Below are 24,358 nucleotides of genomic sequence, written 5' to 3'. Positions count from 1 at the left end.
TGGATATTCCCGCCCTCCTGAGACATGGCGTTCACCGCCTCATTCACTGCCGTCCTGAAAAACGACCACCCATAGTCAAACACCCGGTGGTGCCCCAACATGATCAATCGGCAGACAACGGTGTCGAGGTCCGCTCGCGGATGATTTTTTCCCCCATCTTTGACAGACGGGTGATCATGTTGGCAAAAAAAGGGTTGATGTCCTCCACCCCCTTGATGATCTGATCCAGCTCGGACGGAGAGAACATAGAAAGGCCCTCTGCATCCAGTCCGGTGGATGCTTTGACCGCATCAAACGGAATACGGCCGGCAAACATCAGATCAATGACATCCACACTGCCGGATTCTTTGTCTAACTGATCCATCAGGTCCCGGATCTGCGCCACCGTCAGTTCCATGGCAATCACTTCCCGGCCGTCAACCGTCATGGTTTTTTTCCGTATCAACCGTCACCTCCTTTAGAACATCATTTCCTTTTTAAAGTATTCCTGGCCGGATGACTGTGTGGTATCTTTGAGCACCGACCCGGACACCTGGAGCACGGAGGCCCCGTCACCGATCAGGGGGAACTCGCCGGACAGGCTGATCTGGACCTTGTGGAACGTGTACCGGAACCGGGGGCCCTGGTCGTCCTTATCCGTGACAAAGATGATTTTCTTCTCCACCGATCCGGCAGACATGCCGTGAAGATAGTCGATGTCCACGGCTTCGTGATCATAGGACACCACGTCTGTGCCGGTCATATCCCCGGTGGACAGCTGACGCACGTACCCGTAATCCGGATCGATGGTGTAATCGGTGCCCTGGGCGCGCCGCACGTCTCCGGCAGCGGATGTGATACACACATCTTCTTCTGTTTCAATGCCGGTGGGCGTGATATAATTGGTGTCCGCGGTCTCTTCGATCGCCTCGCCCGTCTGAAACGTGCCGGACACATTGACCAGCACCACATGGCCGGTGCCCACAAACGCGACCTTGCCGGTGGCTCCGGATAAAGCGCCGGTTACCTCATCCGCCACCGCCAGGGAGCCGGTGATAGCGCCGGTGATCTTGGTGACAAACACGTTGACCTTGCCCAGATCCACATACAGATCATCGACAAAGGTTTTTTCTTCCTGGAACACGCCGGCGGCCGCCTGGTTGGCTGCCACGATCGCCGATCCCAGCAGCACCATTTGCAGGTTGTTGTTGGACATTTCTCTCAGGCCAAAGGACAGGGAGGCGTTGCGCTCGGTCTCGCGCTCGATGATGGTCCCCCGGGCCGCGTTCCGGGTGGACTGGAGCGTCTCGGTGGACACCTCCACGTTGAAGTTGATACCGTCCAGCTCGCCCAGGTCATCAAAGGACGTGCCGGCCACGGCCCCGGCATATGCCCGGCCGGTGCCGTTGAACCGAATATTTGCGGGGTTGGAAGTCAGATTTGACATGGTGATACTCCTTTTCAGTGATTATACCGGCATTGCCCGCCGGGTGGATTTGAGTTGCGTAATGGGAATTACCGACCCGCTGATGAACAGCGGGAAAAAACTGGCGGATCCGGATTCGGCCCGGGTGGTTACGCTGCCGATACCGGCCCGGTAAATGGCGTTTTCCGCCAGCTCCCGGAGGGTCTCGGCCTGGCAGAACCCGGTCATGGTCTTTGTGTTGCCGGATTCCACGATTTCTTCATTGACCACGCCGACCCCGATTTCCAGTTCCCAGGCCAGATCCCGGTGTGAGTCTCCCCGGACCTGGCTCAGCCCGGTCACGACAATGGCCGGGTAATCGGTGGAAGGATCCGGCGGGTGGCGTTCATCCACATCGATGAACACGGTGTGGGGTTTGCCGAAATGCTCCACGCACCAGGCGGTGACAGCCGTGTCATTTGCCAGGGCGGTCCGGATCTGTTCGATCAGCTGCAGGGACGTGGTCATTATTTTTCTTTTGCCTCCATGTACCGCCGGATGGCGGCCAGAAATTTCTGTTCAATGTTCTTCGGGATGGTGTCTTTTTCCGCCCGGAACACCGGATCGATGACCGGCCTGGCCGGGGTTTCCAAAGTGGTGGTGGTTTTTTTGATGGGGAACCCCAGGGCAAACATCATCTTGCGCATCCGGGGGGTGACCCGGGTCTTTTCGCCTTTGGCGTGCAGCCGGGCCAGGCTGAGCATGCTGTCCGACACGCCGCGGTTCTGAATAAATCCGATGCTGACCGCTTCCAGGTCCTTGTCATAGTTGTACCGCACGGCCCCGGCCAGCCGGGCCAGAGGTTTGGTCCGGGTGGACAGCATGACATCCTTGTACTGACGGACCCGGCGCTTGCTGCCTTTCTCGCCTTTCCACACCATGCGGTAATTTTTGACGGTCCGTTCACGGCCGCCTTTGCCCCGCTTCCGGGACAATACGCCGGTATGAGGGTTCAGGTCATCCCATTTGGCATTGGACGGTCCGCCGGACCGGATGGCGTCGGCGATCAGGTTTTTCAGGCGGAACCCCTCGGATTTCAGGGCCGATGCTGTGGCCCGGTCCGCAAACTGCGGGAACGCCTTGATCAGGGCCTCCATGTTTTCAATGGCCAGCTCGCCCCGTTCGTCCATATAGATCTCAAGCATGGGTCATCTCTCCCAGATATCCGTGACGGTCCACACCTCACCGTCAATGGTGAACGTGTCCCGGTATCCTGGGGCCGGGATCTGGTCTTTTCTGACCTTCACCAGTGCTGTTTCTCTGACCCGTCCCCGGTCAAAGTCCGGCCGCACACCCTTGGCGCACATCAGCCGCCAGACATAGCCGTCACTTTCCTTGCCTTCGTCCATGCGTCCGGTGGCACCGTAATCCACAATGGCCGGCACGGTCACTGCATCACCGCCGGAAGCGGGGGTATATACGACTGACGTTGCAAATTCAGACGTATCGAAAAAAACGTCCAGGTCGAGTTGCATCTGTTCTTTAAACGTGGTCATGACACCTCTTTTTTTTATGGCTTAATACAGCCAGCAAACTTCCTGTGGATTTCTGCCCGCGCTGCCGGCATGTAAAAAAGTGCGCCCTATCCCTATTCGCCGGAACCCCGCTTTCATCAGGGCCTCTAAAATCAAAAACCGGTGCCGGCTGCCAGGCACAAAAATATCTGTCCCCTCCCCGGTAAGGTGGTCGCTGCTAAAAGAACCGCCTTCGTGTTGATTCCATGGACCGCATCGTGATCCGCTGATTATATCGAATTTCACACCTTCCTTATCCACAAACACTCGGGCAGCATACAACCTGTCCATATGCTCCTTGGTCATGTTTTGAAGTCCGCACTTTTGTGTGCAGTTGCATACAAATTCATGGGGCTGGAGATATGGAAAATAATCGGCCCAGTTTATGGAGATGCTGTTTGTCATACCCCCGCCTTGACCAGATTCAGCCGGGCCGATGCCGCGTCATGCACAATCTCCACGACCGCCCGAACCACCACCAGCTGCAGGCCCGGGGCCAGGCCGGAGATCCGGGCCTCGATGTTCGCCCGGATCAGCCCCACCAGGTCCGCCATGGACTGCTGTTCCAGCGGGGTCAAGTTCAGGACCTCGATCTGTTCCACCAGCACCTTTTCCAGATCCTTGACCTGGACGGCCTCCGTTCCGTCCATGACCGCCAGAAGTGCTTTGGTTACCGCATACGCCGGGACAATGGTCTCGGGTTTGACAGACATGGCCGCGCCCACGGCTAGCCGGATGGTGGCAGTTTCCACGGCATCCACCTGGCCGTCCCCTACCCTGGCGGTGGTACCGGCACATCCGGCAGCCATCAGACAGGCCACCAGCATGAACACCAGCATGACCCCTGACCCACGGATGCCCTGCCCGCCGGGTTTATTTTCACCTGTTATTCTGCCGCCGGCCCCGATGACGGCAGCTGCAGCCCCGCCGACAGCACCGGTAACAAGGGCGGATCGATCCAGGTTTCCAGTGACCGCCACTGTGGCCACCCCGGACAGGGCACCACCCAGAATCCCCATCAAAGAGGACAGGATTTTTTCACCAAAGAAATGTTTCAGCCATTTTTCAAGCATTTGCCTTCTCCTTATAAAATGGTTTTTATTCTCAACAGGAAGTCCGGCCGCTATCAGTCACCGGCCCTTTCGTTCAAGATCCGCTCCTTCTGCTCCTGTGGGATATCCATATACACCACCATGGAACGCAGCATCCGGAACACCAGGCTGTTTTTGGCATCCACCGACTCCTGGAACTTTTCCTGCCCGGTCTTCATCTCGTCGATTTTGGCAATGAGCTGATCGCTCATCCGGCAGTCACTGGCGTGTCTGGCCGCACATTCCGGATACGTGACAAAGTTTTTTTCTTTTTTGTCACTGAGAATCCGGATAATAATGCCCGCCACAATGGCACCGACAGACGTGAACAGACCTCCCATCAATGCGACTTCAAGTACGGAAAATTGCATCTGACATCACCTGTTCTTTTTTTTCAGGTTCGATTTCAGGCCCGGATCCGGATCATCTGTATCATTTTCCTGCCGGGTGCCGGGCAGGTCCATGACCGGTTCCCCGGCATTTTTGTCCACCAGCTCATCCACAATTTCCGCGTCAAACTCATAGAGCTTGTCCGGATCCGGCAGATAGTGCCGGCCCTTGACCACTGCGGTCCGGGTGAGCAGTATTTTTTTGGTTGCCATAAATCCCTCTCTTTGCTTTAAAGGCGGCCGGGTGTTCACCCCACCGCCCGGCATTCAACGATCTTCTTCAGGCCGTCCGGACAACAGATCAGTCGATCACCTGAACTTCGATGATCGCTTCCGGCTGCCAGGGCACCGGCAGGGGCCGGGATTCCGCCAGGAGCCAGAGCACGGACGGATCTTTTTCCAGCCAGGCCTTGGAGAAGATCTGGCCCACCACCTGGGCTTCCGCATCCAGATCCAGGATGATGCCGTACTCGATGGAGAACCGGGCCATGGAAGCGATCAGATAGATCTTGTTGGCGGGGATCAGGTTCTGGTCGTCTCCGGCCGCATCCTCATACACGGATCCATATGAGTACACATCGATGCCGCCCAGGTTACCCATGTAGTTGGAGGTGGCTTTCCAGGTGAATTCCCCGGCGGACAGGCGCCTGGCATCAAACGCTTTGTCATTTTCCACCAGGGTCCACAATTTTTCTGCCGCATCTGTGCCGCAGATCATGAGGTCCGGGCCGAACCCCAGGGCATTGATCATCATCTGTGACCAGGTCTTGACCTGGTTTCTGGGCTTGGCCGTGTCGGTGGCCGACCACTTGTCATCGCCGGTCAGGGTGATCTGGTGGGCATCGGGCATCAGGTAATCCACCTGAAACGCGATATTGTCCTGGGAGACCGCCAGTGTCCCGGTCAGGGCCTGGGCGCACATCCATTCTTTACGGGTATCGATGAGCATCTTCAGGTTCCGCTGTTCCGTGGCGATCTTCTTTTTCCGGGCCGCCATGATGTCCGTGATCCCGCCGGCATAATAGATCTGGCCGGGGCCGCGCTGGCCCAGCAGGTCTTTGGCGGTCATAGGATGTTTGGGCCGGATCCGCGGGGTTTTCACCACGCGGGAAGACCGGGAGGTCCCCTTGACCACCACCCCGCCTTCCAGGTCGGTGATGAACGGGGCCATTTTACGGCCGCCCTTTTCAATGTCCACTTCCACGGTGTCGGTCTCGTGGGTGTTTTCTTCCTTGAACACCAGGTCCTGCAGCATCCGGGGCGGTGTCGGGATCTGCTCGATTGCCCGGGTCTGGACCCTCCAGTCAAGATCAGGTATTTCCAAACTCATGTCATGTCTCCTTGTTTATGTTGGTTTTAATGTGCATCCCCGCAACGTCCCGGTTGCAAAGAATTATTTCACGTAAATGCCGATTGCCTTGAGCTCGGCGATGGCGGCGGCTTTCTGGTTTTCCGTGATTTCGTCCGGCCAGGTCAGGTAATGATCGATGGCCACGCCGTGCTCCATGAACACGGCCGGTTCATCATCTTCGCTGGCATCCACATCCCCCAGCAGGATGCAGGCGGCTTCCTGGGACCCATTGATGGCCCGGCCCTCGGTGGTGCCGCCCAGGGTCCCGGAACCGTCCACGGTCATGTTGGTGGAATCTTCTGTCAGCACTATAGCGTTGCCGTCAGCACCGGCAACGGCTGCCGTGATCACCACGTCGTTTCCGGCCTGTTCGGCGACCACGGTGGTGAGATCCGCGGTCACGGCCGTGACAATGTTGGCGGCCGCGGCAGCAGCATCTGCGCCGATGGTCACCTCTCCGGTTCCGCCCCTGGCTGCTTTCCAGGTAAAGGTCTGGTCATCGATCACAAAGGTTTCATCCGCCACTGCGATGCCGATCATCGAAATGGTGCCCTGGGCAGCCACGGCTGCTTCATCCGGGTCCAGCTGCACCTTTTTGCCGGAAGCCGTCAGTATCCCGCACACCGTGCCGGACACATGACTGCCGCCGGACAGGGTCCCGGGCAAAAATACCGGGGGATGGTCCCCCACAAACATGCGGTCCTCAAAGGTCCGCTCGGTCATTCCAAAATTTTGTGCCATGGTGTTGCGCTCCTTTTATATGAAAGTTTTAAGTGTTCAGTTTTAAGTGTTAAGTCAGGAGGCGGACATATTCTGATGCCTGTTTTTCGATGTCGCCCTGACTGCCATGGTCTGCGGTGGAATCCCGGCCTTTCTGGGGGTTCACGCCCTGGGAGTGTCCCTGCTGGAGCGCGGCCAGGATAGCGGATCGGCTGGTGCCTTTGCCGGCGGCGTCGTCGCCGTCATTGCCTTCTCCGTCATCATGGCCGGCAGCGGCCGGGACGAAAATGCCCTTGAGGGCCTGGACCTGCTCGACACTGGCCCCGGACTTCACCACCTGGGTAAAGCTTTCGGCGGCCTCTTCTCCCATGACTGCGGATGCCAGGCCCAGGACCCGGTCCGACTCGCCTGTCACAGCGATGGATACCGCGTCCTTGATTTTCTGTTCTGTCTCCGCCCGCTCCGCCTGTTTGCCCTGATCCAGCACCTGGCCGTACAGGTCCGGGTGGTCCCGCTTCAAAGTTTCAAGATCCATGATCTTCTCCTTCTTTAAAATTGATGAAAAATAGGTTTCAAAATCCTGGTCGATCCGGTCGATCAGGCCCAGCTCAAGGGCCTGATCCGCCAGAAATACTTTTCCGTCTGCCATGCCCTGTGCTTTTTCTGTGGACACCCGGCGATTTCTGGCCACGGCATCGATAAAGATGCTGTAAAGGGTGTCCAGTTTTTCCTGAAAATAGGCCCGGGCTTTTTTGTTCAAGGGTTCGTCCTCATTGCCCAGGGCTTTGTATTCGCCTGCCGCCAGATGGGTGAAGGCCAGGCCCATGTCCTGGTTCCATTTTGACCAGTCAATGTGCAGGGTCCGGACACCGATGCTGCCCACGGCCGCGGTCTGGGGAGCGGAGATATCCCGGGCCACCGATGCCAGCCAGTAGGCAGCGGAACACATCTGCCCGTCTGCATAGGCATAGATGCGTTTCTGTTTGCCGGCATCAAACAAAAAATCCCCCAGCTCCTTGCACCCGGACACCAGCCCGCCGGGGGAATCCAAAAGCAGGCAAATGGCCCGGATCGACGGGTCCTTGACCGCGGCTGCCACCTCCCGCCGGATCCGGTGGTAACTCCACCGGTACAACGACCCGGTGATGCTGATCACGGCAATGTGGTTCCGAATGTCCAGGTCCACGTCATCTCCGGATTCAATCCCGGCAGCTGCGCCGGCCTCGCCGGATTCAGCCACCGGGTCCCGGCCCTGGTAAACCAGGTGGGCGATTCTCTCCAGAGCGCCCGGGGTGATGGCCCAGGGGGCGGACAAAATGTCAACGTCTGTATTAATTTCCGGTGGCATGGGGTAGCTCCTGTTCCGGCTCATCAGGTTCATAAAGAATGGCTGCCGCGTCCGCCGGCGGGATCACGTCCAGATCTTTTTCCAGACCCCGTTCAGAAGAGCGCTGGTGCAGGTTGGTTTCATAATCCCCGCCGCCCATCTCCGCGGTCACGCCGGCCAGGGTGGCAATGTTGTGCTGAATCGCCAGGATATTGGCCTTGATCTCTTTGAGCGGATCCACATTGCCCTTGCGCGGCGGGATCCAGTCAGCCCGGGTGTAGGCGTGCATGGCATCGTAAAAATCAGGCGATCCTTTGGGCAGCGTGATCATACCCCGCAGCCAGGCTTCCTCGATCACCATGCGCCACACCGGCTGGCAAAACCCATCCACCAGCCATTTCTGATACATGCCAAACACCCGCCAGGCTTCCAGGAGCGCGGCCCGGGCAGAGGAATAATTGGTTTTGGAAAAATCTTTGGCAATCACCTCATACGGCATGCCGATGGACGCGCCGATGGCCCGCAGGATCCGTTCCACAAAAGAGTCAAACGACCCGCCGGGGCGGTCGGATTTCAACACATGGGGCTTTTCATTGAGATTGCCGTACAGGATGGTGCCGGGGGCGGCTTCGTGATACCGGGTCTTGTCCGCTTCCGGGTCGGTGGACTGAAGGCCCTGGGCAGATCCGGTAGGATCGGTGGTTTCAACAAACACCGGGAATGAGGAAGCAATGATGGCCCCCACCAGTTCGAAATCCAGATAATCGTTGAGGTCTTTGAAAAATTTCATGGACGGGGCCAGGACGGACACGCCCCGGTTCTGCTCTTCAGATTTGGACACAAAGGTGTGAATCGCTCCGGGCCGGTGGCCAACCCGGGCCGGGGTCCGGGAGAAGTTGGCCGAAGGCAGATCCATGCTGACAAACCCGTCATCCGGGTTGGCGATCCAGTAGGCAACGGCCTCTCCATACCGGCCGAACTCCACGCCGTCCTTGATATTGTTTTTCCAGGTGAAATCGTTGGGGGTATAGACCCGGAGCGGGTCCACCGACTGCAGCGATAGGGAAAAGGTCCGGCCGGGCGCATCGATCATGAGGGGGAGCCGGAAAAACTCTCCTTTGACCAGCAGGGTCCGCAGGGCCACCAGGGTGTTCTGCCAGAATGTCAGCCGGCCGGCCGCATCGCTTTCTCCCTGCCAGATGTGCCAGGCCCATTCCGCCTGGGCCTGAAACTCCCGGCTTTCTTCATCGGTCCATCCCAGCACCTTGGCATTGGGCCGGGACTGGGGCATAAGTCCCGTGCCGACCGTGTTGACAGTAATGGAATCGATGCTGGAGGCGGCATGTGTATCATTGGCTGCCAGGTCTTCGGCCCGGTCCGCCACCACCTGGCGTTCCCGGCGTGCGGAGTATTTGGTGTTCCGGGCCACCAGCCAGTTGGACAGGGTGCCCCGGAGGCCAGCAGCGGTGCGGGATACTTCGTAAGATCCAAACGGATTGGGACCGGCCGGCGGCAGGGGCCGGTTGTCCGGACCATACAAAACAGGCGGGTTACCGGTCATCTGGCCACCCGTCCCTGCATGGCCACAATTCGGCCGGTGCGGTTCAGAATCCGGTCTTTTTCCGCATACAGCCGGTCCAGCTTTTTATCGATATAATCCGCATCCGCCCGGGTCAGGGTGCGGCCGCCCATGCTGTACTGCTGCCCGGTGCTCACCGCATCGTCGGCAGCTTCCCAGAGAGCGATCTTCTGATTGATTCTTTCTAATGTATATCGTGCCATGGTCCATGAAATACCACAGCATATTGTGGTTTGTCGTGGACGCTATGGACACTATGGACGTGGTGGACAGAAATTTTGGAAATTTTGAACTATTTTATAAAAATATCATGGAAAATTTCAAATACAGGATGCCACGCTGAGATTGCAGAACCATTTTTAAAGACATTTCCGATAGAGTAAGTCAACATTATCGGTAAGCGGGAAGATACATGCACGAGTTTTTCATTTACAAAAAATTAATAACCAATTAATATTTATTAATTTTTTCAGGGTTAGCATCAATTTTATAAAGGTACGAGCGTGTACATTTAGTTTTGGTGTTTTGGAAAAGAGCGACATTGTGTCCTTTCCCAATTGAACTTTTGTATGCAATTCCATCATACCCTTCATTTTTTATAAATTCGCATAAATACTGAGAAGGAATGTATTGTAGATCTGTATTTTCTTTATCAATAGGAATAGACAATTGATCTCCGAGCATTCTAAAGAACGCTAAATTTTGAATAATATTTGCAAGATCATAACCATGTACCAATGGATCCTCTATCCTAGGACTAGTTAAATCAAATATTGAAAGTTCATCAATTGCTTTAAAAACTCCAATTGTTATGAAGCTATTGATATTTGGGTGAATCTCATAGATTGCGGTATATAAATCAGAGGCCAAGTATAAATATGGAATCCCTTTCGGGTTAGCCCTTCCGTTCTTACTGCAATTGATAGGAGGTGCTCCCATTTTTTTAGGTTCAATTTTTTTAGGTTCTCTACAAACTCTTGCTCTATAAAATTTTTGGCCTTTAGGATAGCATGTGTTTAAGATATTAGAACTGCAAAGCATTTTTAAATTTGGACAAGTAGAAGGGAAAAAACGGTTTTTATATATCAACTCATCACAAAATTCTTCCCATTCTTTTGTTAATTTCGTATTAAACTCCTCTGAAATTCCCCAATATTCATCTTTGTTTTCAACCCAGGAGTCAGTATCAATTCCACCACCATATTTTATATGTGGTCGTCCAAAAATTGAACTTAGCAAATCTTCAGCTGCATCAAAAGTGTCAATTGTAAATGGTTCCCATTCTTGAAGTAGTCTTTCGACGATAGTATATCCTTCATATCCTTCAAGTATAGATGTCGGTAAAAAATCATTAACATCGTCATATAAATCAATCAGACAATGGAACATATCTGCCAATTCGCTTGGTTCAATACAATAAGGGCTCTTTTTTTGACAAAAATCACAATAGTTTTCGCCTAAACCAGATTCTATTATATATTTTTTTACTGAATTGTAAGTAAAACAATCAATACAACAAAGTCGTTCCATGGGGCTTGTTCTTATTTGTTTGAATTATCTGAGTATAATTTATTGACTACAGTTTTTGAATAAATCGTACTTTCCCTAGCAGATTCGAGATGCTTTATTTCTTTGATAATGATATCTGAAAAATTAACAGCCAAGTGAGCCACATAACTTGGTTTTTGATTATTTTTAAAGCGTTGTTTGTAGTCAGCATCGACCCTGTGAACTTTCACCCGCCCTAAATTCAGCGCTATTGTTCCATAACTTTGATTGTCATCTTTAAAATGTATAAACGTACTTATCAGATTGTCATGACTTCCTGATCCGGAACTTCTGATACCACCCAAATTATTTTCTGCGTAATCCCTGGCTGTATTGTACGCAGCATAATACGCTCTGCTGATCGCTGTTCGAAAGGCAGCTTCACGATCTATTTGTGTTATATTGCCGCAATTATTCCGCAAATAATCTGCGACTGTTAAAAAATGCTCCCAATTGAATGCCATGATTATTCAAAATCTAAAGTAATGGAAAAAAGATTGTCCGATGATAGGAATTTTTCCAAAAACCAGTTTCTATCTAACGCTTCCAATTTTTCCATGGCCTCCTCAACGGGGAGTTTGGAAAAAATTCTGAGCAATAGACTTTTCTGGCTGCTTTCCGGATCTGTAAAAATTTCCAGAGTGAGGTTGATATCTTCAGGAAAATATTCTTTGATTTTATAAAAGGATTCATTAACCGTCGGTATTATTTCCGGATGTTCTGTTAAGAAAAGCTCAACTGCACCGGTATCAATCAAATCAAAGTTGTCGATTATTTTATCCAAAGCAGACGTATTGTTATGCAAAGAATAATCAAGTTGCTGGATTTTTATTGACCGCTTGCTGGTCTTAGGAAATGTAGCATCATTGGCAAGCATATCATTACAATAGTCTTTAACATAACTAACAACAAACGCCCCACCCAAATCACGAGTATGATAGCGCCCCATATCTGTAGATCTGCTGCTTGCCAAATTGTAGCTAAGTGCATTCATAAGGTATTATTCACCTTCCTTGTTTTTATCAGGAAAATCTTTTTCAAGTGCATTGGCCTTGTCAATAAAAAATTCACCCAGGGATCTTGCTGTTTCAGCATTCAGGGAAATGCCAAATAAAACATCCCTTATGACGGAATTTTTTTTCTCTTCTTTGATGGGGCGGGGGTTTAACTGACCGTTTTCCTGAATTTCATGGGTGGTTTTATTTGGAATGGCTGTTCTTTCACTGAAAAGATTCATGATCAAATCCCCGTAAGCATTCGCCCCAGCAACAGCCCCATGGATTCGATACACTTTATAATCACAGGATTTTATATATTCAAACGTGACCGTTTGTTTCTGCTTGTCTGCCATTCAAAGATCTCCTTTCGAGATTAATGAAAGATCTTCAGGTTTCTATAGTTCAAATATATGTGTCGGTCAATACAAATGTCAATTTTTTTATGAACACATTACCTGGGCTGGAAGTCAATACTTTGGTATTGATCAATTGATGTCAGAAATATTTTTCAAAACAAATGACTGTTTTTCTTCATTTGTAACTTTATCAGTATTGATAGCGATTTCTATAGTTGCCTTACATTGTTTTGCAAAATAATTTTCCAAAAGGTTTTTGGTTTGGTTCGATACTCTTCCAGAATAAATTCTGTTATCGGTTGAGATAAAATCGAACTTGCTCCGCAACAAGCTTGCGCCAGCAAGGAAGCCCTCTACTTCGACATCCTCAGAAGTTTCTTTTTGTATACCTTCAATATTGGAAGCAGCAATTGCCAATCGGTCAAGCGACGCTTCCCAACACTTCGCACTACCGTTAGGTTGCACCCAAGAAAGCTTCGGGGCTGCTTTCTGAAGAACTAAGGACTTAAAAAATCTACGGAAATGAGCTATGGACCTTCCTGATAGACTTCCAGAACGATTCAAAATGCCTTGTTTGCTATCAAAAGAATTTAATAAAGAAAAAAAGGTTTTTAGGGTTGTCAAAGCTATGCTGTCACCAAACATATCGGAATTCGTATCTATCTGAATTTCAACTCCGAACGAGGAAGAATAAGTTCTGACTAATCTCAATCTTGACAAATACTCCAATTCTTCGCCTATTCGTCCTCTTTCAGTAGGCCCCTTAGTAATAGTTTGCGCAATACTACTTATTAATCTTTGAAAAATATTTAGTATTTGACTGATTGATAATAAGTCAGCTGTATGGTTTGAATATTTTTCTCCCTTTAATGATAATTCAATTGATTCGGCTACACGGTGGCGCATAATTTCAGCCATGTTCGTGTGAAGCTGAGAATGTTTTGCCTTAAGGCTGCGAATTGATAATTCAAGTGCAATATCTTCGGGGTTTTCCTTAAGAACATTTGCCCCTTCTTTTATCAAATCCTCTATTCTTTCTATAGATTCACTCAATCTATTAATTTGTGAATTAGCTTCAATTTCTGATATACCATGCCAGAGAGTTGTCATTATTCACTCTCCTCCTCAAAAACATTCCTTACGATTCCTTTTGGTCTATTAAGTCTATCAAGCCCAGCCCTTTCAAGGTTGTACTTATTTTCATTTTTTCCTTTTAGCAATAATCCTGGCAGTAGAGACATGAGGCGATTGTTTCATGTGCTTCCGCTTTAGCATTGCTTTCTTGGGTCCCCGTTTGTGTTTTCGATACGCTGACAGTTTTATTTGCCTTGCAAGATCTTGGATGAAATTCACATACTCCGCAACAGAGAGCGTTCGAAAATAGTGCCATTCATTTTCAGGCAGGGCGATCATCATGCCTCTGAATGTGGCTGAAATTTCATCTGCAATATAATACCCGGAGACTTCTTCATCTATTTTTTCAGCACCGTGTATACTGGCAAGAGCCCCTCTTACAGTTGCAATCACCATATAGGCTATCAGGGAAACACAAAATCCGAACAAGGCTGCACGCGGGTATCCAAGAGCGTTGATTTCAGAATTCAAATAGTCCGCCAGATATTGGAACGCTGTTTCGATTGTCCACCGACCTCTATAAACATCGGCAATTGTCGTGGCACTCGCTCCCTTTTCAGGAACATTTGTAATAATGGCAATTTCACTGTCCCCATCACGGGTTTCTGAGATCAACTGGACTCTTATCCGTCTGAACGTATGCTCTTTAGCGGAACTATCGATTACACAAATCGGTTGTTCAAAAACTTTTCCGGTTTCAATATCACCAATATGTTTCTCTTTTCCAAGAGTTTTCCAGGAATATTTTTTATGTTCCCGGATAACGAAAAAAGCATCTTTTGAGGCGATACCTGTAGTAAATTCCAGTGTGCAGAAATTCCGGTCAGCCACCCAGGCATCTCCGAGTGTGACAGTTTCCAATACGTCTGACAAAAGAGATCTCTCCTGAGAATGACCATCTTCACAGGGAAAAACATCCACAGGAAGACAAAGGCATGGATCATATACAACAAGAGATTTGCCCGGCAATGGACCAGCTGCCAGTGTTCGGAGTTCTTTTATACGGTGATGTGTTTTTTCAATACAGTTGCCATCGAGAAGCTTGACCCGAAATCCCGGCAGCGGTGATGCCTTTGTACCGCCGAGGCCTTCGATTATCTGAGAAATTTCCTGGGCAGCATATCGAACCAGTTCCGCTGAAGTGTGAGGTTCAATCCCATTGATCTTGTTGTAAAGAGATGTGATCGAAACCCCTATCTGGTCTTTGCTCGCCTGGTAGGCGGCATTTACGGATGGCCGGTTCTTGCAAACCACTTGAGACATGATGTCAAAAACACTGGAAAAAAGCAGGTCCTTTGTGTATTGTTCCTTGGCGGTACTGTCAAACCATTGATCCAGTTGTTCGGGATTGAAAATCCGTTCCATGGCACTGCGGGAAATGACTGAGACAGGACTTTCTTTGATGAATTGTTCAAAAACTGTGTTTAGCATTTTGATCTCCTTGAGATACAGGTCCAGGTTGTTTCCCTGGTTGTATCTGCTAGAATCAAAAATGTCTAGATTTATTTTCTGAATGCAATTCATTTAGTGATTTTCTCTTTAGTAATACCTTGAAAGGGCTGGTCTATCAAGCCCAAATTCACCATACCAGTACATATGCATTTTATGAAACAATTGATAATTCGGGTGATTTTCAGGAACAGCAGCTAACATGTATGAGTCACAGCAATATTGCTCTTTTGATATAGGCCCGTTAACACAACTCACTAACTTATTTTTCTCTGTTGAATTTAATTTTTCAATGTTTTCTGCTGGAATTATCGAAAGCATATCTATGTCGTTAGGTTTGATTTTTTGTGTACAAAAGCTACCATCAATCCAATGTTCGAATTGGAGATCAATTGAAATCATTTCATCCCTTAAACGACAATATCCTGAAAATAATTTACCTCTGTTTGAGTCTGAGGAAAAATTTTTTACTAAATTTTCTTTAATTTCGCTCAGAGACCAATCATGAAATCCTGGTGGAAGATTTCCATTTTCATCAAACATATGCATCCTCTTTGGCCTACAAACTGGTGAACAGATCTGCTTATCATTATTATTGATAGGATTATTGACTGAATATCAAACCGATTTGAAAAAGATCCAGACCTGTCTTCAAATAATATCTGGTGAAACCAATAGCATAAATTTGTTATTAAAATAAAGGACTTTTAAAAAAAGCCACCTGTCCAAAAAAACTGGCGCTTGGAAAGAAAAAAGGGTACAAACTTTATTCGTACCCTTCCTTCCAATCCTTTCATGCGAGCGGATTTTGTTATCCGGCTTCAAACCCGGCAACCTCATGTTCCTTCAACCGCAACCCCATGTAAAAAATATTCCCGCTCTTGATCCGGTCAAAGCTGTTGCCCAGGATCAGGCCGAAGCGCTTTTTGGTGATCACCTTCATGACGCCGTTTTCCCGGGTCCAGTCGGCAAATGCCTGGTACAGGTCGGATGCCGGAACCCGGTGCGCGTCGGACAGGTCACAGCAATCCGCCAGAAAATCTTCCACCAGGTCCCGGGCGCCGTCCAGGGTGCCGGCCTTGGCGGTGCGCTGTTTGCTCTCCAGCTCCTCCAGCAGGTCATCCACCGGCATGCCGGTGAAATAGTGCAGGGCCTTGAGCGCGGCCCGGCCCTCCAGGTACTTGTCCGCGCTTTCCACCAGCTTGGCCATGGGAAAATACAGGTGGCCGGATTTCCTGGCCCCGGTCCCGGCCATGTATCCTTCCTGTTCCATCCCGGGCATAGCATAAGCCCCGGTCTTCCGGATGGACGGCAGCACCTCATGGGTGATCCACCGGCGGAAGGTTTTGGCCTCGGGTTTGTTGGACCGGATGATGAGGGTGTATAATCCTGATTCGTTGATGGTAATCACCTGTCTGTTTTGACCTGATACAAATAAAGTTTGTATCAGCTTTTCATCATCATCCAGATTTTTGACTGCCATGTTCACATCTTTATGCCGCAAAACTTTGCACACATCCCTGGCTACCCACCAAGGTGTGCCCTCTTCATCTTTTACCACCCGAACCAGTTGATCCCCAAAACTGAACGGCATCACTGCATTGTTATCCATGATCAGACTCCTTCCGTCATTAAAGCACTTCTGGATTCAAAATAAAGGCGGGAAAGTGACTCCGCCATTTCATCGGTAAGCCCGTGAGCCGTCTGGCACATCTTCAAAGACAGCACAAAGCAAAGCTCACTTTCTTTCATGGGTAAAGTGTTGATTAAAGGACACGTGCGGCAATGGGATGCAACGGATACACCGAAGTCAGTGCCTGTAGTTTCAGACATGATAAATTCTCCTAGTTGTTTAGTAACCGCCATATATGAGTGGCGGGTCTCAACTACCGCAACTAGACGGCTGGGCTTATTCCCCGAAGGTATTGTATTCGGCCCTATCGACCCGCCATAGACTGGCTGTATCATGTCTGCCGATCCGGAAAAGAAAAGGATCAGGCACAAAAAAACCGCTGTCTGACGGGCGCGGTGCTCCGCTAGTTGTAGTAGTATCTTTACCATGCCATACCTCCCGTCAGGCTGTCAATAAAAAAAATCACCCTGTCTTTACCGCCTTCACACAGTTGGCCCCTGGCCTGAAAATGTTCTGTTCAACATTTTTCACAATCCATTTTGCAGCCGCATCAAACGCAGCCTGCCGGGACTCGTATTGTTTGTATGTAAACCGCTTTTTTTTAAACCTGATCCTGGTTAATTCCGACGGGCCGTATTCACACAGATGTGCCTCTGCATAGGCACCGCAGATGTGCCCGAATATTACGCCCGGTGCCCGGCGGGTGTAATATGCTTCCCCGGTTGCTGTTTCCAGGTCCACATCCGGATTATATTCATGGGAACTGTCCCTTCCACCGGGGAAATCTTTGCAATACCACCCAGGACCATAACCGCACGGGCATTTTTGCCATTTTGAATCTAAGAACATTTATACACCTAGGCCCCTTCCCTGGCTTCCTGCTCCTCGATGAACCGCTGCACTGTACTCTCCCTGACCCGCAACCCATTCCTGGAACCGATGCGGAAGGCATCGATCACACCGGTGTTGATCAGGTTATACACATGGGCCCGGCTGCATTTGAGTGCCTGCCGGACCTGTTCAACATTCAGTATTCTGTCCTTTTTTTCCATTTCGCCTCCCGCGTGTTATCGGCTGCCGAACCATGACGGCCGGGTTCTGGGTCCTGTGCGGCCGGTGGCTGCGGGTTGCCCGGGGTTTGTGGTTTCAGGTTTTTTTGCAAACGGATCCGGCAGCAGGTTCACACCGCCGCCCGGCCATTCCCAGTCTGCCAGGGCAGCGGCTATGCATTCGCAGTCCAGATAATGGTTGTCATGCCGCACCGGCTCCCAGGTTTCCACACCCTTGTCATTCACCTGCTTTTCCTCGGCCGTGATCTGGCGGGCATAGTCCAGCTGGGTTTCCTTGTGCAGCCAGGCACCGCCGCCCTCGCCGGCCAGGGCCTTGGCCATGCGCTCGTAAAACATGTCCTTCATTTTGTCCGTGTCCAGCAGCACCAGGCGCATGCCCATGCGCAGGGCTTTGCCGGACGGGGTTTTGTTCAGAACAGATCCCATTTTCAGCTTGCCGGGCAACGGATTGGATGACCCCTTGATCCCCCACACCCGGCAGGTCCGGGAAAACCCCATGTTTTTCTGCAGCCACAGGTAGGCCTCCTCTGTGGAGGACACATCTTTTTTGTACTTTCCGCCGCCGGTGTCCAGGCCGGCCCGCCAGATCCGCAGCTTCCTGTCCGATTCCTGCACCGGCCAGACCGTTTCGAACAGCATCTGTTCCAGGTCCTCCCAGGTCCCCAGGTGGCCGTAATCGATCAGCCAGGAGGTGTAATCCTTTGCCCAGGCCCGCACCACATAGGGAAACCCGGTCTTGTGCAGGTCAAACCCGGCTGTCAGCGCTACCGCACTGGCCGGCACCACCTGGGGAGGCAGGTCCGCCCGGCACCTGAGCACATCTTCATCTTCTTGTTTTGCCAGGACCTCGTATTCTTCCCAGGGCATGGCCTGAAAGCTGTTCCGGAAATCCTTGAGCTTTTTCTTGCTGGACAGCCCCAGCAGGAATGCTGCAGCACACTCGCTCAATGACACAAAATAACTGACCCAGGCCGGCAGATGAAACCCGACATTGGCCGGCCGGAACTTTTCCATAAATGAGGTAATGGACACCGGCGGATTCGGGGCCCGGGCGATCCATTCTCCTGACCTGGCCGCTGCATTCCGGGTGTTGTCATCCCACCTGGCGGCACATCCCTCGCATTCATACCATGCCAGCTTCCTGTTCTTGATCTCCCTGGGATCTGCCTTGCTTCCGCCGGGCCACTGGATCCGCTCCATGGTCATCAGCTGCAGCATCCCGCATTCCGGGCACCGAACATGGAAATCAAAGATCACATCTGTGTTGTTTGTCAGTTCCTGCCAGATGTTGCCGGACTCGATGGTGGGCGTGGATATCTTGATGTATTTGGAAATGGACCGGTACGTGTTCAGGCGTTTGTCGATCAGATCCAGCGGGGAAGCCTCCAGTTTGGCATCCCCGAAATTTTTCTTGTCGATCTCATCAGCCACTGCATACCGGATCGGCTTGTTTGCCAGGGAGCTGACAGACCCGGCCCAGCCAAAATAGATGGTAAGGTGCTGCAGGTTGATCCGGTCCGATGACAGGTCCTTTTCCTGGCCGGTCAGATAGGACCGCAGCCGGGTGGAGTTCACCAGGGCCGGGGTCACCCGGTCCTTTGCATTGCCCCGGGCCGTGGATTCATCCGGAAAAACATACAGCACATCCCCGGGCGCCATATCCACCCGGGACATGATAAAGTTGTGAGCCCCTTCCGACACACCGGTCTGGGGTGCCTTGCACACAATCACCTCCCGGACGAACGGCAGGGCCGCTGCATCCATGATCCCCACAAGGTATGGGGTGACACTGTTTTTCCACAGCCCCGGCAGAACGGATTTCACCAGCACCCGGTGCTTTTCCGCCCAGACCGACGGCGGGATCTGCCGGCGCTTTTTCAATACCCGCCGCTCAGCCTTGCTGAACTGCACCAGGGTTTTCAGCCGGCCCGTGTCCATCAGGCCGACCAATGTTGCCCACAACGATTCCGGACACCATGCCGGGCGGCCCGGGACCTGAAAAACCGATGGATCCTTTTCCGTGTTTTTAAACAACTGCATTGATCACTCCTCCGTGAAAATTACCTGAAAGGTCTGGGTGCTGGCATAATTGCTCAACTCCTCTTCCAGGCTGTTGTGCAGCACCTGCAAAAGATCCGGGGATTTGTTCGGATGCCCGCCCACCAGGGCAATCCATTCTCCCACCCGGGTGTTGAACAGATGCTTGAGGCTGGTTTCCAGAATCACGGCCCGGGCTGCCAGCTCCGCCTCAAAGTCCCGCCTGGGCAGGTACTTTCCCCGCTCCCGGTCCATTTCAAACTGCAGTTTTTCATTCTGCTTTTCCAGCCGCTCCACTTCCCTGGCTGTTTTAACGGCATGAATATCGTCCAGGTCATTGAGGCTGGCCCGGGATTTGGGCAGGTGCTCGGCTGCATAGGCCCGGAGCTCCGCCTCGGGCACGGACCCGTCCGGGTTGACCTTGAAAAAGTTTTTGTCCCGGTCCCGGTAAATCTTGCTTTTTGAAATCCGGTATCCCACTTTTTTGAGGTGTTCGCAGGCATCCAACAGGCTGGGGAACGCCTGGCCGGCAGGGCCTCTGAAATACTTCTCCTCCAGGGCCTGTTTTTTTTCTGCATATGCTTCCCTGGCCGCTTCATAGTTCTGCTGGTTGGCCTTTGTGGGAGATTCCTGGTAGGCTTTCAGGGTTTTGGTAATGGCCGCTTTGAAAACCCTCAGCTCAACAGATTCCGCTTTTGTTGCCGCTGCCAGAAGATCTTCAAAACTCAGTTTTGTTTTTTCAGTTTTCATTTGCTGTTATTCATCCAGGTCCATAAATTCCTCTTCAGAGACATCGACCATTTCACTCAGCAAAGACGGCCCTTCATCATCCTGATCATCTTCTTTCCAGTCCCAGGGCTCTTCAATTCCAAAACCGACGCTGGTTTTATGCTCGGATTTTTCCATCACATGCACGGTCTTTGCTTTGTTCATTTTTTCGGCCAGCCTCAGTTCATTGGTGGTCCCTTTGCTTTTGCCGTCATGGATAAAGATGGCGCGGTCACAGTCTTTAAGCACCGCTTTAGACCTGCGTTCAAACGCACCTCCCCGGTATTTGAAGTTGAGAAAATGCAGTTTTAACGGCAGGGCCATTTCTTTGGCCAGCTTGCGCGCGACCTGGCAGACACCACCGGGTTCTGCATGGGTGACAATCATGGTTATTTTGTGCTCCAGGATTTCATTCATTAACAGCACCTTGACACGTTCATCTTCCAGAGTTCTTGATCCATGCACTGACAGCCTCATTTGCCGATCTCCTTGTATTCTTTGGTTTATGCAGGGTTCCTTTTCCACAGAATCACACCTCCGCCGCAGCCGGCCTGATCACCCGGCAGTTATCCCCGGTGATCAGGGCATCCGGATGGAACATGCGCAGGTACCAGTGCACCTCATCATCCCCCATGAACAGATCCTTGATCCGGGCCCGGATGCTCTTGTTACCTACCCCGTTAAAATGGATCTCCGCCGCCTCCGGCGTGGCTGTGATGGTCACCGGGTATTTTTCCAGCAGGTACCGCAACTCATGAATCGGCGCCATACCGGCAGGCGGCACATAGCGCTCATCCCGGGCCAGCTCCATGGTAACCGCGGGCGGCAGCCCGGCCCGGATCCATGTCTTGATATCCACTCCCTTTTCAAACGCCTCTCCAGGATCTTTGCCCAGGGGCACGGGCCACCGGCGGGCCTGGGGGAATTCTTTCAGCCACCACCGGGCCGCTTTGGCGCCGGCCAGATTGTCCTCTCCCGCGTCCAGGGCGATCAGCAGACGGACCGCATTCTGGAGGTGCCAGTACATGCCGGTACCGGGCTTGGCTGAGGATGAGCCGGTGGCCACTGACCCCACAATGGAGCCGGCACGGCGGGCAATGAGCATTTCATCCAGGTCTGCTTCCACGATCACATAAACCCGGTGATCCGGATTGTGGCCGGCCAGGTCCATGCCCGACCCCGGCACCACGTAATATTTTACGTCTTTGTCGGTCTTGAGGTCCTCAGCCGGCCGGCGGATCCGGACCCGATACAGCTGCCCGGCCTTGTAGGTCGGGATCACAATCCCCCTGGGGATCCACAGCATTTTGTCCCTGCCGGTTTTGGGATTGAATATCCGGGGCAGGCCCCAGGCCACCCGGGGCCGGAACAGGCATGGTTTGCCGTTTTGCCCGCCAAACCAGCCCAGGCGGAATCCCTTGGCGGCCTGCAGATCCAGGCCCCGGCCGGCCAGGTACCGCAAGGCCTCATCATTGGCCAGCAGGGCCTGGTGGGCTGAATCTACAAACGCGCCGGCCTTTGCCTGCCAGGTCTCAACCGGCGGGTCATACGCCTTTGGCACAAACCGGTCGGGGTCGGGCCGGCACCCGGTGGCCGCAGCCCGGTAAGCCACCGGCCGATACCCCTCGGGCATGTCCCGGCCCACCGCTGAAAACGCTTCCCGGTACGCCATCCCCTTGAAGTCCACCAGGAACTGCACGTCATCCCCACCCCGGCCGCAGCCCCGGCACCAGAAAGAACCCCGGCCCCCTCGGTCAGCAGGCCAAACACGAAAACGGTCCGTTCCTCCGCACCCAGGGCACGGCCCGGCCCATTCCCCGCCGTTGGTGGTGGCCACCTTGCGCAGCACCACCCCGGAAGATTCCACCAGGGATTTGATATCAGACATGATCACCTCCCTTGCCCTGCTGCCTGCACCAGTGTGGTTTCCCAACGGGACAGTATGGGACAGATTGGCACCCTGATTTTTCACTGTCCAAACAAACCAACCCATTAAAAACAAAAAGAATTTTTATTCCCTTTGGACAGTTGGACACTAAATCCATAAAAAAAAGAAAAACAAAAAAAAGAAAAAACATTTTAAAGATATTGGCGTTTATCATCCAAGTGTCCAGTTATGGGTGTCCCTGCGCGTGTTTTCATTGTGTTTTCAACTCCTTGTTTGTTGTTGGACGGTAGACCGGCGGCCATTTTAGGAGGTCCCATACCATCCAAGTGTCCGGATCAACCCCCCTGAAAAGGCCCGTACTGGCTGTCCGAATCGTCGCCGTCCAGCAGTCCGATGCCGTTGTATTTGATGGTGCCTGATTTAACTTTCTCAAACTTTTTCTTCTTCATCCAATCCCCAAACCTCCTTTGCTTTGGAATCCGGTTGGAAACGTTCTCTTTCCACCAGGCCTCGAATCTTTGATACAGTGCGGTGGCACCAACTGAATACCCCGGGCCTGTGATGCAGCACTCTTCAATGAAATCACCCACAGAGTCTTCGTCCTTCTGGTACTCATCCACGGCCGCCTTGACAATGGACGGCGGATCCAGGCCCACCTGCTGCCATTCCAGGCAGCCGCGCACCATCCAGGCAAAAATGCCGGGCAGCTCCTTTTCCAGTTTCTTGTAAAGCATCGGATCCGCCCGGCGTTCATTCTCGCTGGTCGGCGGCCGGTCCACAAACGACAGGGTGAACGGGATCACCTTCATCCGTTCCCAGAAAGCGAAGTCATCCGCCGGCGCATGCGGTTTGTGGTTGGTGAGCAGAATCAGGGTGTGGGAAGGGGTCCATTCCACTTCATATTTGTCATATGGATTCCGGCCCCGGATCGGGTCCCGCCCTGTCAGCCACTTCACCCGGGACGGACTGATCTTTCGCCCCTCATCCGTTTCTGAAGCAAACGCCATGCGCAGGCCGCGCAGGGTCATGATATCGGCAGACGCACCGGATGAGCTGGACGGGTTGAAGTTGTCCAGCAGCATCTCCGGGCGGATGGTGCCGGCCATGGGCCCCAGGACCTTTGTCAGCATATCCATGATCATGGTTTTTCCGTTGCGGCCCTGGCCGGTCATGACAACAAACACGCTCTGGTACACCTCCCCAACCAGGCTGTAGCCGCACAGCCGGCGCCAGAAATCCACCAGATGAACATTTCCGTCAAAGATTTCATGCAGGGACTTTTCCCACAGCTCACTGGGTGCGTTGATTCCCTCTTCCGGCCATACCAGAGGTGATGCCTTTAGCAGATAATCCTGCTGCCGGCCTGGCTCCAGCTCACCGGTCTTCAGGTTCAACACACCGTTGGCGCATGGCAGCAGCCATGGTTTCTGGTCGATTTCCGTGCCATCGATGGCCAGCGGATCCGCAGAGGTGTGCGCGAACATGAGGCAGTTTTTCCGGCGCCGGGAAGACCGCAGCGCACTGACCCGCTTGTTCAGCTGATCACGCCGGGCCTCCAGGTGCTTTGTTTCATCCTCGTTGTTCTGCATCTCCCTGATCTCACCGGCCAGCCGCCTGGCCTCATCCTGGTAAACCATGGCCACGCCCTCCACGCTGGCCATGGCATTGTCCATCTTGTCAACAATCCAGTAATGACCGGTCCACTGCATCCACCGGTCCATGGATTTGTTGAACACAAAGTCATCCCGGTACAGGGCCTTGTACAGCTCCGCGTCCCCGAGCTCGTTCCGGTGGAGGCAATCCATGATGAAATTTGAATCGATCACCGGCCGGTTGCCCTGGGTACCGCCCTGGCGGCCGCCTCCCCTGAGGCCGGGGCCGCCTGCCTTGCCGCCCTTCTTTTCAGCCTCCGCCAGGGCAGCCTTTTCCTCTTCGGTCCGGCGCCGGCATTCTGATCTCATCTGCTGTTCATCCATGGCCATTTCCCATTTCCCTCCCATTTTCAAATTCAAAGTCGCAGGACAAACGCGCTTGGGTGAACCCTATGATTTTGATCTTTAAG

General features: G+C 52.3%; 29 protein-coding genes. All 29 read right to left on the bottom strand.

Going from position 1 to position 24,358, the window contains the following annotated elements; genetic code table 11:
* Nucleotides 1-103: 103 nt before the first annotated feature.
* The 29 genes from DPO_RS12440 to DPO_RS12290 all read right to left on the bottom strand — a co-directional run bounded on the left by DPO_RS12440 (nucleotide 104) and on the right by DPO_RS12290 (nucleotide 24,272).
* Nucleotides 104-445: a hypothetical protein gene (locus tag DPO_RS12440; RefSeq protein WP_006966299.1), complete on the bottom strand. Its 342-nt coding sequence runs from the start codon at nucleotides 443-445 to the stop codon at nucleotides 104-106.
* Between the two features lie 12 nt (nucleotides 446-457).
* A complete protein-coding gene (locus DPO_RS12435) occupies nucleotides 458-1,426 on the bottom strand; it encodes a phage tail tube protein (protein ID WP_006966298.1) in 969 nt (322 codons plus the stop codon).
* A gap of 21 nt (nucleotides 1,427-1,447) precedes the next feature.
* Nucleotides 1,448-1,912, bottom strand: a complete 465-nt coding sequence (locus DPO_RS12430) for a hypothetical protein (RefSeq protein WP_006966297.1) — start codon at nucleotides 1,910-1,912, stop codon at nucleotides 1,448-1,450.
* Complete coding sequence (locus DPO_RS12425) at nucleotides 1,912-2,589, bottom strand: hypothetical protein (RefSeq protein WP_006966296.1); 678 nt, start codon at nucleotides 2,587-2,589, stop codon at nucleotides 1,912-1,914. The genes DPO_RS12430 and DPO_RS12425 overlap by 1 nt, the downstream gene beginning before the upstream one ends.
* A gap of 3 nt (nucleotides 2,590-2,592) precedes the next feature.
* Nucleotides 2,593-2,940, bottom strand: coding sequence for a head-tail joining protein (locus DPO_RS12420; protein WP_006966295.1), 348 nt, complete (start codon nucleotides 2,938-2,940; stop codon nucleotides 2,593-2,595).
* 21 nt (nucleotides 2,941-2,961) lie between these two features.
* Complete coding sequence (locus DPO_RS26745; RefSeq protein ID WP_006966294.1) at nucleotides 2,962-3,363, bottom strand: D-Ala-D-Ala carboxypeptidase family metallohydrolase; 402 nt, start codon at nucleotides 3,361-3,363, stop codon at nucleotides 2,962-2,964.
* On the bottom strand, nucleotides 3,360-4,031 hold the full coding sequence (locus DPO_RS12410; protein WP_006966293.1) for a hypothetical protein: 672 nt from the start codon (nucleotides 4,029-4,031) through the stop codon (nucleotides 3,360-3,362). Before DPO_RS12410 ends, DPO_RS26745 begins: the two co-directional genes overlap by 4 nt.
* 53 nt (nucleotides 4,032-4,084) lie before the next feature.
* On the bottom strand, nucleotides 4,085-4,420 hold the full coding sequence (locus DPO_RS12405; RefSeq protein ID WP_006966292.1) for a hypothetical protein: 336 nt from the start codon (nucleotides 4,418-4,420) through the stop codon (nucleotides 4,085-4,087).
* 6 nt (nucleotides 4,421-4,426) lie between these two features.
* A complete protein-coding gene (locus DPO_RS12400; RefSeq protein WP_006966291.1) occupies nucleotides 4,427-4,651 on the bottom strand; it encodes a hypothetical protein in 225 nt (74 codons plus the stop codon).
* An 88-nt stretch (nucleotides 4,652-4,739) separates the two neighbouring features.
* The gene (locus tag DPO_RS12395; RefSeq protein ID WP_006966290.1) at nucleotides 4,740-5,768 is read right to left on the bottom strand and encodes a major capsid protein; all 1,029 of its coding nucleotides are present in this window, start codon (nucleotides 5,766-5,768) and stop codon (nucleotides 4,740-4,742) included.
* Between the two features lie 63 nt (nucleotides 5,769-5,831).
* Nucleotides 5,832-6,530 carry a head decoration protein gene (locus DPO_RS23970; RefSeq protein WP_006966289.1) on the bottom strand — a complete coding sequence of 233 codons (699 nt, stop codon included), beginning with the start codon at nucleotides 6,528-6,530 and terminating at the stop codon, nucleotides 5,832-5,834.
* A 49-nt stretch (nucleotides 6,531-6,579) separates the two neighbouring features.
* Nucleotides 6,580-7,857, bottom strand: a complete 1,278-nt coding sequence (locus tag DPO_RS12385) for a S49 family peptidase (protein ID WP_006966288.1) — start codon at nucleotides 7,855-7,857, stop codon at nucleotides 6,580-6,582.
* Complete coding sequence (locus DPO_RS12380) at nucleotides 7,841-9,397, bottom strand: phage portal protein (protein ID WP_006966287.1); 1,557 nt, start codon at nucleotides 9,395-9,397, stop codon at nucleotides 7,841-7,843. The genes DPO_RS12385 and DPO_RS12380 overlap by 17 nt, the downstream gene beginning before the upstream one ends.
* The gene (locus tag DPO_RS12375) at nucleotides 9,394-9,618 is read right to left on the bottom strand and encodes a DUF6148 family protein (RefSeq protein ID WP_006966286.1); all 225 of its coding nucleotides are present in this window, start codon (nucleotides 9,616-9,618) and stop codon (nucleotides 9,394-9,396) included. The genes DPO_RS12380 and DPO_RS12375 overlap by 4 nt, the downstream gene beginning before the upstream one ends.
* A gap of 247 nt (nucleotides 9,619-9,865) precedes the next feature.
* Entirely contained in the window at nucleotides 9,866-10,945 is a 1,080-nt protein-coding gene (locus DPO_RS12370) for an RES domain-containing protein (protein ID WP_006966285.1), read from the bottom strand.
* Between the two features lie 11 nt (nucleotides 10,946-10,956).
* A complete protein-coding gene (locus tag DPO_RS12365; RefSeq protein ID WP_006966284.1) occupies nucleotides 10,957-11,427 on the bottom strand; it encodes a hypothetical protein in 471 nt (156 codons plus the stop codon).
* A gap of 2 nt (nucleotides 11,428-11,429) precedes the next feature.
* Entirely contained in the window at nucleotides 11,430-11,957 is a 528-nt protein-coding gene (locus DPO_RS12360; RefSeq protein WP_006966283.1) for a hypothetical protein, read from the bottom strand.
* A gap of 6 nt (nucleotides 11,958-11,963) precedes the next feature.
* Nucleotides 11,964-12,314: a hypothetical protein gene (locus DPO_RS12355; RefSeq protein WP_006966282.1), complete on the bottom strand. Its 351-nt coding sequence runs from the start codon at nucleotides 12,312-12,314 to the stop codon at nucleotides 11,964-11,966.
* 132 nt (nucleotides 12,315-12,446) lie between these two features.
* Nucleotides 12,447-13,427 (bottom strand): hypothetical protein, encoded by a 981-nt coding sequence (locus DPO_RS12350; RefSeq protein WP_006966281.1) that lies wholly within the window; start codon nucleotides 13,425-13,427, stop codon nucleotides 12,447-12,449.
* Nucleotides 13,428-13,517: 90 nt separating this feature from the next.
* Nucleotides 13,518-14,882, bottom strand: coding sequence for a transposase (locus DPO_RS12345; protein ID WP_040011531.1), 1,365 nt, complete (start codon nucleotides 14,880-14,882; stop codon nucleotides 13,518-13,520).
* Nucleotides 14,883-14,990: 108 nt separating this feature from the next.
* Nucleotides 14,991-15,443, bottom strand: a complete 453-nt coding sequence (locus DPO_RS12340) for a DUF6932 family protein (protein ID WP_006966280.1) — start codon at nucleotides 15,441-15,443, stop codon at nucleotides 14,991-14,993.
* A gap of 268 nt (nucleotides 15,444-15,711) precedes the next feature.
* Nucleotides 15,712-16,512, bottom strand: coding sequence for a BRO-N domain-containing protein (locus DPO_RS12335; RefSeq protein ID WP_006966279.1), 801 nt, complete (start codon nucleotides 16,510-16,512; stop codon nucleotides 15,712-15,714).
* A 2-nt stretch (nucleotides 16,513-16,514) separates the two neighbouring features.
* Entirely contained in the window at nucleotides 16,515-16,733 is a 219-nt protein-coding gene (locus DPO_RS25545) for a hypothetical protein (protein WP_160166915.1), read from the bottom strand.
* A 657-nt stretch (nucleotides 16,734-17,390) separates the two neighbouring features.
* A complete protein-coding gene (locus DPO_RS12320; protein WP_006966276.1) occupies nucleotides 17,391-17,585 on the bottom strand; it encodes a helix-turn-helix transcriptional regulator in 195 nt (64 codons plus the stop codon).
* A gap of 15 nt (nucleotides 17,586-17,600) precedes the next feature.
* A complete protein-coding gene (locus tag DPO_RS12315; RefSeq protein ID WP_006966275.1) occupies nucleotides 17,601-19,643 on the bottom strand; it encodes a terminase gpA endonuclease subunit in 2,043 nt (680 codons plus the stop codon).
* Nucleotides 19,644-19,646: 3 nt separating this feature from the next.
* On the bottom strand, nucleotides 19,647-20,390 hold the full coding sequence (locus DPO_RS12310) for a hypothetical protein (RefSeq protein ID WP_006966274.1): 744 nt from the start codon (nucleotides 20,388-20,390) through the stop codon (nucleotides 19,647-19,649).
* Nucleotides 20,391-20,396: 6 nt separating this feature from the next.
* Nucleotides 20,397-20,885: a hypothetical protein gene (locus DPO_RS12305; protein ID WP_006966273.1), complete on the bottom strand. Its 489-nt coding sequence runs from the start codon at nucleotides 20,883-20,885 to the stop codon at nucleotides 20,397-20,399.
* A 52-nt stretch (nucleotides 20,886-20,937) separates the two neighbouring features.
* Nucleotides 20,938-22,296: a primase-helicase zinc-binding domain-containing protein gene (locus tag DPO_RS12300; RefSeq protein WP_006966272.1), complete on the bottom strand. Its 1,359-nt coding sequence runs from the start codon at nucleotides 22,294-22,296 to the stop codon at nucleotides 20,938-20,940.
* Between the two features lie 335 nt (nucleotides 22,297-22,631).
* Complete coding sequence (locus DPO_RS12290) at nucleotides 22,632-24,272, bottom strand: DNA primase family protein (protein WP_236609956.1); 1,641 nt, start codon at nucleotides 24,270-24,272, stop codon at nucleotides 22,632-22,634.
* Nucleotides 24,273-24,358: the final 86 nt, after the last annotated feature.

The sequence above is a fragment of the Desulfotignum phosphitoxidans DSM 13687 genome (genome assembly GCF_000350545.1).
GTDB lineage: Bacteria > Desulfobacterota > Desulfobacteria > Desulfobacterales > Desulfobacteraceae > Desulfotignum > Desulfotignum phosphitoxidans.
The sequence above is the reverse complement of the archived record's forward strand: the minus strand, read 5'-3'. Positions and strand labels throughout refer to the sequence as shown.

Excerpts from the sequence above, each read along its gene's own strand:
- DPO_RS12380 (WP_006966287.1), bottom strand. The coding sequence starts at position 9,397 with ATGACCGGTAACCCGCCTGTTTTGTATGGTCCGGACAACCGGCCCCTG.
- DPO_RS12420 (WP_006966295.1), bottom strand. The coding sequence starts at position 2,940 with ATGACCACGTTTAAAGAACAGATGCAACTCGACCTGGACGTTTTTTTC.
- DPO_RS23970 (WP_006966289.1), bottom strand. The coding sequence starts at position 6,530 with ATGGCACAAAATTTTGGAATGACCGAGCGGACCTTTGAGGACCGCATG.
- DPO_RS12365 (WP_006966284.1), bottom strand. The coding sequence starts at position 11,427 with ATGGCATTCAATTGGGAGCATTTTTTAACAGTCGCAGATTATTTGCGG.
- DPO_RS12435 (WP_006966298.1), bottom strand. The coding sequence starts at position 1,426 with ATGTCAAATCTGACTTCCAACCCCGCAAATATTCGGTTCAACGGCACC.
- DPO_RS12300 (WP_006966272.1), bottom strand. The coding sequence starts at position 22,296 with ATGTCTGATATCAAATCCCTGGTGGAATCTTCCGGGGTGGTGCTGCGC.
- DPO_RS12405 (WP_006966292.1), bottom strand. The coding sequence starts at position 4,420 with ATGCAATTTTCCGTACTTGAAGTCGCATTGATGGGAGGTCTGTTCACG.
- DPO_RS12315 (WP_006966275.1), bottom strand. The coding sequence starts at position 19,643 with ATGCAGTTGTTTAAAAACACGGAAAAGGATCCATCGGTTTTTCAGGTC.
- DPO_RS12425 (WP_006966296.1), bottom strand. The coding sequence starts at position 2,589 with ATGCTTGAGATCTATATGGACGAACGGGGCGAGCTGGCCATTGAAAAC.
- DPO_RS12345 (WP_040011531.1), bottom strand. The coding sequence starts at position 14,882 with ATGCTAAACACAGTTTTTGAACAATTCATCAAAGAAAGTCCTGTCTCA.
- DPO_RS12310 (WP_006966274.1), bottom strand. The coding sequence starts at position 20,390 with ATGAAAACTGAAAAAACAAAACTGAGTTTTGAAGATCTTCTGGCAGCG.
- DPO_RS12320 (WP_006966276.1), bottom strand. The coding sequence starts at position 17,585 with ATGGAAAAAAAGGACAGAATACTGAATGTTGAACAGGTCCGGCAGGCA.
- DPO_RS12355 (WP_006966282.1), bottom strand. The coding sequence starts at position 12,314 with ATGGCAGACAAGCAGAAACAAACGGTCACGTTTGAATATATAAAATCC.
- DPO_RS12375 (WP_006966286.1), bottom strand. The coding sequence starts at position 9,618 with ATGGCACGATATACATTAGAAAGAATCAATCAGAAGATCGCTCTCTGG.
- DPO_RS12410 (WP_006966293.1), bottom strand. The coding sequence starts at position 4,031 with ATGCTTGAAAAATGGCTGAAACATTTCTTTGGTGAAAAAATCCTGTCC.
- DPO_RS12340 (WP_006966280.1), bottom strand. The coding sequence starts at position 15,443 with ATGTTTGATGAAAATGGAAATCTTCCACCAGGATTTCATGATTGGTCT.
- DPO_RS12400 (WP_006966291.1), bottom strand. The coding sequence starts at position 4,651 with ATGGCAACCAAAAAAATACTGCTCACCCGGACCGCAGTGGTCAAGGGC.
- DPO_RS12360 (WP_006966283.1), bottom strand. The coding sequence starts at position 11,957 with ATGAATGCACTTAGCTACAATTTGGCAAGCAGCAGATCTACAGATATG.
- DPO_RS12305 (WP_006966273.1), bottom strand. The coding sequence starts at position 20,885 with ATGAGGCTGTCAGTGCATGGATCAAGAACTCTGGAAGATGAACGTGTC.
- DPO_RS12350 (WP_006966281.1), bottom strand. The coding sequence starts at position 13,427 with ATGACAACTCTCTGGCATGGTATATCAGAAATTGAAGCTAATTCACAA.
- DPO_RS26745 (WP_006966294.1), bottom strand. The coding sequence starts at position 3,363 with ATGACAAACAGCATCTCCATAAACTGGGCCGATTATTTTCCATATCTC.
- DPO_RS12430 (WP_006966297.1), bottom strand. The coding sequence starts at position 1,912 with ATGACCACGTCCCTGCAGCTGATCGAACAGATCCGGACCGCCCTGGCA.
- DPO_RS12335 (WP_006966279.1), bottom strand. The coding sequence starts at position 16,512 with ATGGATAACAATGCAGTGATGCCGTTCAGTTTTGGGGATCAACTGGTT.
- DPO_RS12395 (WP_006966290.1), bottom strand. The coding sequence starts at position 5,768 with ATGAGTTTGGAAATACCTGATCTTGACTGGAGGGTCCAGACCCGGGCA.
- DPO_RS12290 (WP_236609956.1), bottom strand. The coding sequence starts at position 24,272 with ATGGATGAACAGCAGATGAGATCAGAATGCCGGCGCCGGACCGAAGAG.
- DPO_RS12385 (WP_006966288.1), bottom strand. The coding sequence starts at position 7,857 with ATGCCACCGGAAATTAATACAGACGTTGACATTTTGTCCGCCCCCTGG.
- DPO_RS25545 (WP_160166915.1), bottom strand. The coding sequence starts at position 16,733 with ATGTCTGAAACTACAGGCACTGACTTCGGTGTATCCGTTGCATCCCAT.
- DPO_RS12370 (WP_006966285.1), bottom strand. The coding sequence starts at position 10,945 with ATGGAACGACTTTGTTGTATTGATTGTTTTACTTACAATTCAGTAAAA.